This is a genomic window from Stenotrophomonas sp. CC22-02 (genome assembly GCF_004365115.1).
GTDB lineage: Bacteria > Pseudomonadota > Gammaproteobacteria > Xanthomonadales > Xanthomonadaceae > Stenotrophomonas > Stenotrophomonas forensis.
Window position 1 is genome coordinate 1,646,221 of sequence record NZ_SOCO01000001.1, and the last position, 12,529, is coordinate 1,658,749.

Here is a 12,529-nt window from a genome sequence, read left to right on the forward strand (position 1 = left end):
CGCAGCCCGGCAACAAGCCAGGACAAGGGCGGCTTCGGCCGCCCTTGTCGTATCTGTGGTCAGCGGCTGCGAAGACGCGCTTCGCGCTTGAACCGCTCGGCATCGATCGGCTCGATGCGCGCCACGTCGCAGGTGCCACGGCCGGTGTCGAGCTGGCTGCGGCCTTCACCACACAGTTCCGTCGCCTCCTTCCCGTCTGTCTTGAAGCCGAGGTGGGAGGCGCGCACGGCTGAAGTGCAGCTGTTGCGGAAGTGCACGACATAGTGGTCGTCGCCCGAGCGCAGCAGCACGTTCTTGTCTGCGCCGGCGCGTACGATCTGCTGCTCGCCGGCCAGCGGTACGCATTGGGCGGGGGTGGTGTCGGCGGCCTGGGCGGTCGGCGCCAGCAGGCCGGTCGCGGCCAGGGCGAGGGCGGTGAGCAGGAAGGGCATCTTCATGGCGGTGCGAGGGGGTAGCGATCCGGACTGGACCGGATTGCAGATTGCCGTCGCTGTTGCAGATGCGAATCTGCCGCAAGCGGGGCTGACCGACGTCACGGTGAGTTCGGTCACGATGACCTTCGGCAGGGCCGGATTGCAGGCATGACAAAAGGCCAGCAACCAGGGCTGGCCTTGTCGGAGTGGCGCCAGGCGCCGACCGCTTACTTCATGCGGTAGGTGATACGGCCCTTGGTCAGGTCGTACGGGGTCATTTCAACCTTGACCCGGTCACCGGTAAGGATGCGGATGTAGTTCTTGCGCATGCGGCCGGAGATGTGGGCAATGATTTCGTGCCCATTTTCCAGACGAACGCGGAAAGTGGTGTTCGGCAGCGTCTCGCTGACGGTGCCCTCGAACTCGATGGAATCGTCTTTCGACATGTAGTCCTGTGCGGTTCAGAAAACGGCCACGCTGGGCCTAAGGCGCAGTATTTTACGCGTGACCGGGCCAGCTTGCAAAGTTTGTGTTAACCCCCGGCCAAATCCCGTGCCGGCAGCCGTCCGACCGCCCCGGTCCATGGGCCTTCGCGCCCGCTGCCGCGCACGGCTTGCCGCACATGCGCCAGGAATTCGGCGCGCGGCAGGTGCTCGGCCCCCATCCGCAGCAGATGCGGATTCTCCACCTGCGCATCGATCAGCGCCCAGCCCCAGCCACGCAGGGTGGCCGCCAGCGCAGCCAGTGCAATCTTGGAGCCACCGCTGGCGCCGCTGAACATGCTTTCGCCGAAAAACATCGACCCGATCGCCACCCCGTAGATGCCCCCGACCAGCGTCTGCCGGTCCCAGACCTCGAAGGAGTGGGCGAAACCGAGGTCGTGCAGCTGGCTGTAGGCCTCGACCATTGCCGGGCTGATCCAGGTGCCATCCTGGCCCGGGCGCGGCGCGGCGGCACAGGCCTGCATCACCCGGCTGAAGGCCGTGTCGGCAGTGACTTCCCACGTGCTGCCGCGCAGCTGGCGACGGAATCGGCTGGACAGGTGCACCCCCTCGGTGCGGAACACCATGCGCGGGTCGGGTGACCACCACAGGATCGGCTCGCCCTCGCTGAACCATGGAAAGATGCCGCCGGCATAAGCGTTCAGCAGCCGCACCGGGTGCAGGTCGCCGCCCACCGCGAGCAGGCCATCGGGCTGGCGCAGCGCAGTCTCGGCCGGCGGGAAGGGGGCGTCCGGCGCATCGGCCAGGCGCCAGGGCAGCTGGCGGGTCATGCCTGCATTGTATTCGCCGCAGGCATGCGCGATGTCTGGCACCATCACCTTCCCGCGGCAAGGAGCCTTCGCATGAGCGACCCGATCAGTGCCATTCTCGATGTGCACGACAGCCCGCGCACACGCAACGACAGCCAGGGAATGCTGTTGACGCTGGCCGCTGAGCAGCCGCGCCAGCTGGGTGAATTGATGTTGCAGGCGCTGGCCCGGCGCTCGCCAGGCTCGGCATTCCTCGACATGGCGCTGGACCTGCTGCCGGATGAGGTCGTGCCGGCGGTTGCCACCGACGCCTGGCGTCGCTATCGCGACGGCGAGCGCGGCGAACTGCTGGCCGGCGTGATCGAGTTCGCCAGCTACCAGGCCCCGCAGGTGCTGCAGGACGATTGGGATGCCTTGCTGGGCGTGGCCATCGAAGATGAGCTGCAACTGGCCTCGCAGCTGTGGTGGGCGTTGCCGCCGGCACTGGCAGCAGCCTGGGCGCAGACGTTGGCCGAAGCCGATGATGATCGCGAAATGCCGCGGGCACGGGCGCTGCTGCTGGCGGCGCAGCCCGCGACCTATGCCGCTGCGCGCGGCTATCTTGCCGACTGGGGGCGACTGGACGCCGAGGTCTGGGCGCACTGGGCTGGCGTTGCCGACGGTCCGCATCCGCGGCGCCTGCATGGAGAGCGGCCGCTGCACATCCGTTTCGGCAGCGCGCAGCATCGCGCCCAGTTGGCCGACGAGCCGGGCTGGCGCAAGCGGATCTGGCGCCTGCATCCGACCTGGAACGGCGGGCAGGTGCACCATGCCGGCCAGATGGGTGGACCGCTGGAGGCGCTATGCGGGGGGTGTCATGCGCCGCTGCAGCGCTTGCTGCAGACGGATGCCGCCGCGCTGCAGCCGGGCGCCACAGGCGAGATCACGCTTGGCTTGTGCATGGACTGTTGTGGCTGGGAAGAGCCGCCGGTGCGCTTCTATCGCCACGACGGCGAGGGCCTGCCCAGCTGCCACCCCAACCAGCACCGCGCGGTGCCGAACACGCCCACCGACAGCGGCGATCTGATGCTGGCCGATGTGGGCCTGGCGACCATGGACAGCGCGCGCTGGCAGCAGCAGGACTGGGGTCAGTCCAATCATCGGCAGAATCTCTCGCGCGTGGGTGGCGTGCCCAGCTGGGTGCAGAGTGCCTGGTACCCGGCTTGCATCGATTGCGGCCAGGAAATGCCGTTCGTGATGCAGCTGGATTCGACGCTGCCGACCACGGGTGAGGGCATGCTGCTGTGGGGCAGCGGCGGCATGCTCTATACGTTCTGGTGCGCGAAGTGCCGGGTGAGCGGGCACTTCTGGCAGTGCACCTGAGTGAAGCGTTCACGCCATCGTTCTGGCGGGTGCCAACCGTAGGCCTATTGCTCCGGTAGGTGCCAACCTTGGTTGGCACGCTTTTCGGCATCGCCCAAATCGAGCAAGCTCGACGCTACGGATGCGTGCGGCTGTCGCTGTTGCTCTGGTGGGTGTCAGCCTTGGTTGGCACGCTCGCGGAACGGCCCATGCCCCTGCAGTTCCTGCTGGTACCGACGCACATCGCGCCGTTCCTGCCGGCACCATTCCTGCAGTGCCTCGGCGAAGTCCGCATCGGCCACCCAGTGCCGGCTGCGCACCCGCGTCGGCATGAATCCGCGCGCAAGCTTGTGCTCGCCCTGCGCGCCGGGCTCGAAACGCGCCAGCCCTTCGCGCAGGCAGTACTCGATGCCTTGGTAGTAGCACGTCTCAAAATGCAGGCCGGGCAGGGTGGCGCCACCCCAGTAGCGGCCATAGAGCGTGTCGCCCCCGCGTAGGCACAGTGCGCCCGCAATCGGCTCGCCGTCCTGCTCGGCCAGGAACAACACCAGCCCGCGTCCCAATGAAACGGCCAGATGGCGCAGGAAGGTCTCGGTCAGGGCCGGCGCGTTGCCGTATTCGAGGAAAGTCTGCAGGTAGAAGCGGTACATCGACTGCAGATCGGCGCGGCTGGCCTCGTCGCCATGGACTACGCGGAAGGTGATGCCCTGGCGGGCGACCTTGGCACGCTCTTGGCGGATGTTCTTGCGGTGCTTGTGGTCCATCGCGCCGAGGAACTGCTCGAACGTGGCCCAGTCGCCCGGGTTCTGCCACTGGAACTGCACATCCTCGCGCAGCAGCCAGTCGTCACCGAAGGCAGCGTCGTCGCTGGCGGTGTGGAAATTGACATGCGCCGAGGACACTGCCAGGCCGGTCAGGTGCTCGCGCAGCGCCGATAGCATTACAGCCCGTTCCGAATCGTGACGGGTCAGCAGGCGTGGCCCGGTCACCGGCGAGTACGGCACCGCGCCCAGCCACTTCGGGTAGTAGTCGCGCCCATGCCGCGCGTAGGCGTTGGCCCAAGCGTGGTCGAAGACGAATTCGCCATGGGAATTGGTCTTCAGGTAGCCCGGAATGGCGCCGACCAGGGTGTCGCCTTCCCACAGCGTGAAGTGCTGCGGCTGCCAGCCCCAGTCCTCGCGCAGGCAGCCGTGCTCTTCCAGCCCGGACAGGAAGGCGTGGCTGACGAACGGGTTGCGGCCATCGTGCAGGGCATCCCAGTCGATGGCGGGAATGGACTGCAGGGCGTCGAGGAAGCGGGCGGAGAGCATGGGGGCACAGGATAGGGCAGGGCGTGTGCGAACGGTGTCGGCGGAATCGGGTTGGTTCGTTCTGTGGTGAATATGAGGAAAGTTTGAATTCTGCGCCCATGTGTGCGCGGTTCAAGAATGGCTGTGCCGAGGCGGGCAGGGTGGCCGGGCGCTGCGGGAGCGGCGCACATCCATCCTCGAGGAGAAGCAGAAAATGAAAGGAATGCGTCTGGCTGTAGTGGCGGTTGCCAGTGGCTTGATCTTTGCGCCGCATGCGTGGGGTTCTGAAGTCCAGCGTACGTCTATCGCCGAAGATTCGAGCGTCTATGCCGAAGCTGTCGCGATGCTTGAGCGGGAGGCCGCGGGCCAGTTGATGCGTCACCTGCAGGAAAAGGGCACGTTGAGGCAGGTGAGCGTGAACATCCGACTTGAAATGGACAAGCGATCAATGACTGTCAACTTCGGCCCCGGATACCTTCCAGGTCCGGAGGGTAGCTACGATGAGCTCTTCCTCCACCCGATGGCATCGTCGCTGAGGTTTTTCGCGGAAAAGTCTGGGTTGGAGGTAAATGACATCAACTTCCTTTTTGAGGGAAAGCCCCTTGAGGACTATTACCCGGACGACCTGGCAGTGCCGGTGCAAAGCAGGCCTAGGGCAACGCCCAGTTCGGCTTTGGTCTCGTCAAGTCATGGTTACATCAGCCTGCATCCCAGCCGGGAGTGGAAGTTCCAGCGACCAGCGCCGCTAGGGCTGCAGGAGGACACGCTCAGTCCAATCTATGGCGACGAACTGCAGGCGCTGATTGAACAGCGGAGTGGCCTGGCCGTTCATCGGGCACGGAGTCGATCAACTGATCTTCACCCTGAATCGAACATGCCCTGGGAACATATGTCGTCCCGTTATCATCTCAAGGCTCTGTTTCCAGAGCGCGCCGATATGTGGAATGAGTTTCCAAACAGCACTGATTCCGCGCGCGAGAAGGATGAGGACATACGGGCTCGTCCGAACTACGCCAATCATCTGGGCGTGGATGTCATGATCAGCTTGCATTCCAATGGCCACGATTCCGCTGGTGTTCGCGGCACTGAGGTGTATTGCCACCGTGAAAAGCCACAGGACAAACCCTTGGCCGACAGTGTTATCTGTTCAATGCGGGAGCTCATCCGTGCGCAGCCCGGCTATGAGGCATTCCCGATTCGCGAGAGTTCAAATCAAGGAGCTCACGGCGAAAACCGCATCGGAAAGATGCCGTCTGTCATCGTCGAAACTGCCTATCACTCGAATCCTGAGGATGCTGCAGCACTGCAGGATCCCGTGTTCCGCTCGGCGTCGATGAAGGGCGTGGAGAAGGGCTATCGCCTATGGGCCACTGGCAAAGTGTGCGAGCCCCTGGCACTCCAGCCCCTTCCGGATATCGAGGTTCCGCTCCAGTCTTCGCGCGATGTGTCCGTGAGCTTCGTGGGAAACCCCCAGTATCCGTTGGCACTTGAGGTGTCGGTGGCTGATTGCGATCGGCCGGGATTCTGTACCCCTTGGGTGGGGCGGTTTGAGACGCCAGACGAGCCATTGAAATTCGGGGCGAGCTGCTCGTCTTCCATGCCAGGTACCGTTCGCTGGAAGGTTGCGCTGAAGGATGCGGATGGTGTGGCGGCTGCCCCCATGGAGTTCACGCAGGCATGTGTTCAGGCCTGATCGGCTTCCGTGGCGGCAATGGCAGGACTTGCATGGGCGGGCGTCTTCGCGTCCGCCCTGAGTCGAGCATGGCTCGACCCTACAAGGGGGGAGGGGCGGTCGGTGGGCGCGGCAGAGATTTGGGCGTTGTCCTATTTCGAGGTGGCCGACGCGTTCCTAGCATCGCTGGTGGAAAGACTGCTTTCCGTCTGCCGACGCCCGCACAGGGGCCGCTCGGCCCCTCTACCTATTGGAGTACTACATGATCCGAACGTTCACCCCGCTGTCGTGTGCGCTGGCCGCCGCCGTCGCCCTCTCCGCACTCACCGCTGCAGCCCCGGCCTCTGCATTGCAGGCGGGCCTTACGCCACAGAACTGCGAGGCTGGCGGCAACATCGGCCTTTGGCGTATCAGTCAGGGTTATCGCTTCAAGGGTGTCGGCCAACCGATGACCGACTGGCAGAAGCCCGGCAATAGTCTGAATGCCTTTGCCTACTGCAAGCCGATGGTCGTGGCCCTGCGTGGCGATCTCCTGGCCCAGGAGCATCCGGTGGGCCAGATCGACGGCTACACCACCTTCAGCACCTCTCATCCTGCTGTTGGCGTGCAGTACCGCATCCACGACCGCTTCGGCGCGGCTCAGGACATCAAGGGCAATGGCGAGTCGTTCCTGATCGCGATCGAGTCCAGCCAGTACAAGTACTACAGCCACCAGGAGACGTATCCGAACGTCATCCAGATGAGCGTCGAGTACCGCTACATCGCACTGGCCGACCATCTGCCGGCGGTGGTGGCGCTGGAAGATCAGCCGCTGTTTGTGTACTCGACCGATGGCGGTCCGGCGGGCGAGGGTGTGCTCACCGCAAAGGTGGAGTACCTGGCGGCCGAGTAAGGGTTCAACCCTGCCTTCCGCAACGAAAAAGGCCGGCGCTGTGGCGCCGGCCTTTTGCATGGGTCGAGTCTGGCCCGACGCTGCAGCACCCGGTCAGGGTTTCAGCTGGCCTTGCCCTGTGCATCCAGGTAGCGCTCGGCATCCAGTGCGGCCATGCAGCCGAAGCCGGCCGAGGTGATTGCCTGGCGGTAGTGCTGGTCGGCCACGTCGCCGGCCGCGAACACGCCTTCCACCGAGGTCTGGGTGGCGTTGCCGCCCAGGCCCGAGCGGATTTCCAGGTAGCCGTTGTTCATCGCCAGCTGGCCGTCGAACAGGGTGGTGTTCGGGTGGTGGCCGATGGCCACGAAGAAGCCGTGGGCGTCGATGTCGCGGGTGCTGCCATCCAGGGTGGACTTCACGCGCACGCCGGTCACGCCGGCATCGTTGCCCAGCACTTCCTCCACCTGGTGGTGCCAGACGGTCTCGATCTTGCCCTCGGCCACCTTCTTGAACAGCTTGTCCTGCATGATCTTTTCCGCCTTCAGGGTGTCGCGGCGGTGGACCAGGTAGACCTTGCGGGCGATGTTGGACAGGTACAGCGCCTCTTCCACGGCGGTATTGCCGCCGCCGACCACGACCACGTCCTGGTCGCGGTAGAAGAAGCCGTCACAGGTGGCGCAGGCGGACACGCCGCGGCCCTTGAACTCGTCCTCGGTCGGGATGCCCAGGTACTTGGCGGTGGCGCCGGTCGCGATGATCAGGGCATCGCAGGTGTACTCATGGCTGTCGCCGATCAGCTTGAACGGGCGCTGCGACACGTCGGCGGTGTGGATGTGGTCGAAGATGACCTCGGTCTCGAAGCGCTCGGCATGGGCCTGCATGCGCGCCATCAGGTCCGGGCCCATCAGGCCGTGGGCGTCACCGGGCCAGTTGTCCACCTCGGTGGTGGTCATCAGCTGGCCGCCCTGCTGCAGGCCGGTGATGACGACCGGCTTCAGGTTGGCACGGGCGGCGTAGACGGCGGCGGTCCAGCCGGCCGGGCCGGAACCGAGGATGACGAGGCGCTGGTGGCGGGAGGGCAGGCTGGTGCTCATGTAGACTCGCGAAAAGGTAGATGGGACAAGGCGCTGGCGATGTTTGCGCAGCATCCGTGGCTGGTCATAGAGTGGCGGCTGGGGCAGGGCGATTCAAGCCGATGAACAGAACGCCGTCATCCAGCGGTGGTTGCGGCGCCCCGAACGCCCCGTGAAACGTCGCATAACTGAAAACTGACGCCGTCTCATTTATTATCAATCACTAACAGCGCATTCCAAAGGTATGGTCTAAGGTGGCGAAGCAGGTCCCCGAACGCTCCAAGTCCGACGACAGCAAGGCGTCACGTCGCACGGCCGCGGCGGCGGCGACCGACAACCCACGCCGCCAACGCCTCTGGCGGGATCTTGGCCTGATCGCCATCGCGCCGGCCCTGCTGTACCTGGCGGCCAGTCTGTTCACCTATTCAGCCACCGACCCGGGCTGGTCGCATACCGGCAGCGTGGTCGCGCCGGTACACAACCTGGGCGGTCGCGCCGGGGCCTGGATCGCCGACGTGCTGCTGCAGCTGTTCGGCTACGTCGCCTTCCTGCTGCCGGTGGTGCTGGGCGCACTGGCGTGGATCGCCATGTTCGGCCTCAAGCGCGAGAGCAAGGGCGAGAACGACCTGGACCCGGCGCTGCGCCTGGTCGGGCTGGTCGGCTTCCTGATCGCCGGCACCGGCTTCCTGCATGTGCGCCTGTTCAGTGGCGATGTGTCCAGCGCCGGCGGCATCCTCGGCAAGCTGGTCGGCAATTCGCTCACGGTGGGCTTCGGCGCGCTGGGCGCGAACCTGTTCGTGCTGGTGCTGCTGCTGGCCTCGATCACCCTGGCGACCGGGCTGTCCTGGTTCACGGTGATGGAGAAGATCGGCCGCGGCGTGATGTCGCTGGCACCGTTGCTGGCGCGCAAGAAGGAAGAAGTCACCGAGTGGCAGCAGACCCGGGTGATGCGCGAGGAGCGCCAGGAGGTGCGCAAGGCCGATGCCGAGGTGCGCGCCAAGCGCGAGCCGGTGAAGATCGAGCCACGCCCCGAGCCGGTGATCGAGAAGAGTGACCGGGCCAAGCGCGACACGCAGATCCCGATGTTCCGTGGCGTCAATGGCGATGGCTCGGACCTGCCGCCGCTGGCGTTGCTGGATGACCCCAAGCCGCAGCCGGTGGGCTACGACAAGGAAACCCTGGACGCGCTGTCGCGGCAGATCGAGTTCAAGCTGAAGGATTTCCGCATCGAGGCTCAGGTGGTTGGCGCCAATCCCGGCCCGGTCATCACCCGTTTCGAGATCGAGCCGGCACCGGGCATCAAGGTCAGCCAGATCAGCTCGCTGGACAAGGACATCGCGCGCGGCCTGTCGGTGAAGTCGGTGCGCGTGGTCGACGTGATTCCGGGCAAATCGGTGATCGGCCTGGAAATCCCCAACGTCACCCGCGAGATGATCTACCTGTCCGAGCTGCTGCGCTCCAAGGAGTACGACAAGTCGGCCAGCGTGCTGACCCTGGCGCTGGGCAAGGACATCGCCGGGCGCTCGACCGTGGCCGACCTGGCACGCATGCCGCACCTGCTGGTGGCCGGTACCACCGGTTCGGGCAAGTCGGTGGCGGTCAACGCGATGGTGCTGAGCCTGCTGTTCAAGGCCTCGCCGAAAGACCTGCGGATGCTGATGATCGACCCGAAGATGCTCGAACTGAGCGTCTACCAGGGCATCCCGCACCTGCTGGCGCCGGTGGTCACCGACATGAAGGAGGCCGCCAACGGCCTGCGCTGGTGCGTGGCCGAGATGGAGCGCCGCTACAAGCTGATGAGCGCGGTGGGCGTGCGCAACCTGGCCGGCTTCAACAAGAAGGTGAAGGAAGCCCAGGACGCCGGCCAGCCGTTGATGGACCCGTTGTTCAAGCCGAACCCGGAACTGGGCGAGGCGCCGCGCCCGCTGGAGACGCTGCCGTTCATCGTCATCTTCATCGACGAATTCGCCGACATGATGATGATCGTCGGCAAGAAGGTGGAAGAGCTCATCGCACGCCTGGCGCAGAAGGCGCGTGCGGCCGGCATCCACCTGATCCTGGCTACGCAGCGCCCGTCGGTGGACGTGATCACCGGCCTGATCAAGGCCAACATCCCGACCCGCATCGCCTTCCAGGTCAGCTCGAAGATCGACTCGCGCACCATCCTCGACCAGTCCGGCGCGGAAACCCTGCTGGGCCACGGCGACATGCTGTACCTGCCGCCGGGCACCGCCATGCCCGAGCGCGTGCATGGTGCCTTCGTTTCCGACGAGGAAGTGCACCGCGTGGTCGAGCACCTCAAGGCGATGGGCCCGGCCGACTATGTCGATGGCGTGCTGGACGAAGTGCAGACGATGGGTGACGGCGTGGTGGTCGGCGCCACCGGCCTGCCCGAGAACAGCTCTGCCGGCGATGAGTCCGACCCGTTGTATGACGAAGCGCTGCGGGTGGTCACCGAGACCCGCCGTGCCTCGATTTCCGGCGTGCAGCGCCGGCTGAAGATCGGCTACAACCGTGCAGCGCGACTGATCGAGGCCATGGAAGCGGCCGGCGTGGTCAGCCCGCCCGAGCACAACGGCGACCGCACGGTGCTGGCACCGCCGCCGCCGAAGTAAGACCCGACGTATCCCCCACGACGTCCAAGGAACCGACGCATGCTTCACCCCGTACCCAGCGCGCTGGCACTGGCGCTGGCAGCCTTCCTGGCTGCCGGCCCGGCACTGGCAGACACCGCCACCTCCGCGCCCGCTACGGCGCCGCCTTCCACCAGCGGCGACACCGAAGCCAGCAACAATTTCAGCATTGTCCGTTACCGCGCCGACTACCAGGTGCGGCCGGATGCGGGCAATGTGCAGACCGAAACTTACGAAGTCCTGCTCAAGACCAAGGCCTCCGTCGAGCAGTTCAGCCAGGTGCGGCTGAGCTACAGCGAGAAGATGGAGACGCTGGAAGTACTGGGCGCCTACACCATCACCGCCGACGGCCAGCGCCGCGACGTGCCGGCCGACCGCATCTACACCCAGGAGAGCTACTCCAGCGCTTCGGCGGCGATGTATGCCGACCGCAAGGTGCGGGTGATCGTGTTCCCGAACCTGGCCCCGGGCACGCGCCTGTACTACCAGGTGCGCCGCACCCAGGCCACGCCTTACTTCCCCGGCTATTTCGGCCTGTGGGAGACCTTCAATGTCTTCACCGAGTACGAGGACGCCGAGGTCACCCTCAGCGCACCGGCCAACCTGCCGATGTTCGTCGACAGCCGCGGCGTGCAGGGCAGCGATCGCCCGACGGTAAAGAACGGCCAGGCGCAGTGGCGCTGGCGCTACCAGCGTCGCGAGGCGATGCCGGCGCAGAACTGGTCGGCGGCGGGCTGGGAGTTTGGCCCGAACATCATGGCCAGCACCTATCGTGACTGGTCGCAGATGGGTCGCGCCTACCAGCTCAAGGCGGGTCCTGCGGCGCAGGTCACGCCTGAACTGCAGGCGCTGGCAGATGAAATCACCACGGGCATCCGCGACCGCCGCGAGCAGGCCGACGCGCTGTACCGCTGGGTGGCGCAGAACATCCGCTATGTGGCGGTGTACCTGGGCAACGGTGGCCTGGAGCCGAACAGCGCGCAGAGCATCCTCGACAACCACTATGGCGACTGCAAGGACCATGTGACGATCCTGGAGGCGCTGCTGGCGGCCAAGGGCATCGCCAGTTCACCGGTGCTGATCGGCGCCGGTGGCGGCCCGACCCTGCCGAAGATTCCGGTGCTGGGCCGCTTCAACCACGCCATCACCTACATCCCCGAGTTTGATCTGTACCTGGATTCGACCACCGCGTGGGCGCGCTTCGGCCAGCTGCCCGAGGGTGACCTTGGTGCTCCGGTGATGCGTACCCGCGATGCCACGCTGGCGCGTACCCCGGCCAACACACCGCAGCGCAATGCCACATCGATGGAGGTGCGCTTCACCTTCGATGCCAATGGCAACCTGCGCGGCGAGACCGTGCCAAAGCTGGGCGAAAATGCCGAGATCGGCATGCGTGCGCAGTTCGCCCAGCTCAATGCGCAGAACCGTGCACGCGCTGAAGAGCAGATCATGGCCGCGTCCGGTTTCGATGGGCGAGGGCAGCTGCAGATCCAGGGCGTGCCGGTCGACCTGACCCGGCCGTTCGGCTACCGCATGGCCTTCCAGGCTGAGGACTATGCCGACTTCAGCGTGGCCGGCGGCATGGCCGTGCCGGACCCGCCGGGTGGCGAATCGGTGCGCGGGCTGTATGCCACCGCATCGGCGCCGGCCAACGAGACCCCGTTCTACTGCAACGCCAGCCTGCGCGAGGAAACCTATCGCCTGCAGTTCCCGGCCAACGCGCCGATCATCGCCATCCCGGCCAGCCAGCGCTTCAGCAACGCCGCCGGTGAGTACCGGGTGGACTGGAGCCGCGAGGGCCAGGACGTGATCGTGCGCCACCGCCTGCAGCAGAACGCGGTGCGTGGGCCGGAGGCGTTGTGCCAGCCGCAGGACTACCCGGCGTTCCGCGCGCTGTACCGCGAAGTGCGTCGCGGCTTCCGCGGGCAGGTGCTGTACGGCAAGCTGCCAGCGGCAGGCGGCTGAATCGCCGATGGACGTTCGGG

General features: G+C 65.7%; 11 protein-coding genes. 6 read left to right on the forward strand and 5 right to left on the reverse strand.

Annotated features, from left to right (window positions below):
* Window positions 1–59: 59 nt before the first annotated feature.
* Entirely contained in the window at window positions 60–437 is a 378-nt protein-coding gene (locus tag N440_RS07710) for a hypothetical protein (protein ID WP_133934615.1), read from the reverse strand.
* On the opposite strand from N440_RS07710, the gene N440_RS20335 reads away from it, so the two are divergent.
* A complete protein-coding gene (locus N440_RS20335; RefSeq protein ID WP_161802484.1) occupies window positions 436–585 on the forward strand; it encodes a hypothetical protein in 150 nt (49 codons plus the stop codon). The two genes, N440_RS07710 and N440_RS20335, sit on opposite strands and share 2 nt — an antisense overlap.
* Before the next feature lie 55 nt (window positions 586–640).
* On the opposite strand, the gene infA is transcribed toward N440_RS20335, so the two are convergent.
* Together infA and aat are read right to left on the reverse strand one after the other, a co-directional pair.
* Entirely contained in the window at window positions 641–859 is a 219-nt protein-coding gene (gene infA, locus N440_RS07715) for a translation initiation factor IF-1 (protein WP_005409596.1), read from the reverse strand.
* A gap of 86 nt (window positions 860–945) precedes the next feature.
* Window positions 946–1,686, reverse strand: a complete 741-nt coding sequence (gene aat, locus N440_RS07720; RefSeq protein ID WP_133934616.1) for a leucyl/phenylalanyl-tRNA--protein transferase — start codon at window positions 1,684–1,686, stop codon at window positions 946–948.
* Window positions 1,687–1,758: 72 nt separating this feature from the next.
* Between aat and N440_RS07725 the strand changes: the two genes are divergently transcribed.
* Window positions 1,759–3,027 (forward strand): hypothetical protein, encoded by a 1,269-nt coding sequence (locus N440_RS07725; protein WP_133934617.1) that lies wholly within the window; start codon window positions 1,759–1,761, stop codon window positions 3,025–3,027.
* Window positions 3,028–3,182: 155 nt separating this feature from the next.
* Here the strand turns inward: N440_RS07725 and N440_RS07730 are convergent, their stop codons facing one another.
* Window positions 3,183–4,316: a GNAT family N-acetyltransferase gene (locus N440_RS07730; RefSeq protein ID WP_133934618.1), complete on the reverse strand. Its 1,134-nt coding sequence runs from the start codon at window positions 4,314–4,316 to the stop codon at window positions 3,183–3,185.
* Window positions 4,317–4,509: 193 nt separating this feature from the next.
* On the opposite strand from N440_RS07730, the gene N440_RS07735 reads away from it, so the two are divergent.
* Together N440_RS07735 and N440_RS07740 are read left to right on the forward strand one after the other, a co-directional pair.
* Complete coding sequence (locus N440_RS07735; RefSeq protein ID WP_133934619.1) at window positions 4,510–5,988, forward strand: N-acetylmuramoyl-L-alanine amidase; 1,479 nt, start codon at window positions 4,510–4,512, stop codon at window positions 5,986–5,988.
* 241 nt (window positions 5,989–6,229) lie between these two features.
* Window positions 6,230–6,859, forward strand: a complete 630-nt coding sequence (locus N440_RS07740; protein ID WP_133934620.1) for a hypothetical protein — start codon at window positions 6,230–6,232, stop codon at window positions 6,857–6,859.
* Window positions 6,860–6,960: 101 nt separating this feature from the next.
* On the opposite strand, the gene trxB is transcribed toward N440_RS07740, so the two are convergent.
* Entirely contained in the window at window positions 6,961–7,932 is a 972-nt protein-coding gene (trxB, locus tag N440_RS07745; RefSeq protein WP_014037154.1) for a thioredoxin-disulfide reductase, read from the reverse strand.
* A gap of 233 nt (window positions 7,933–8,165) precedes the next feature.
* Here trxB and N440_RS07750 point away from each other — a divergent pair, with 233 nt between their 5' ends.
* Entirely contained in the window at window positions 8,166–10,526 is a 2,361-nt protein-coding gene (locus tag N440_RS07750) for a DNA translocase FtsK (RefSeq protein ID WP_133934621.1), read from the forward strand.
* A 39-nt stretch (window positions 10,527–10,565) separates the two neighbouring features.
* Window positions 10,566–12,509 (forward strand): DUF3857 domain-containing protein, encoded by a 1,944-nt coding sequence (locus tag N440_RS07755; protein WP_133934622.1) that lies wholly within the window; start codon window positions 10,566–10,568, stop codon window positions 12,507–12,509.
* Window positions 12,510–12,529 lie beyond the last annotated feature (20 nt).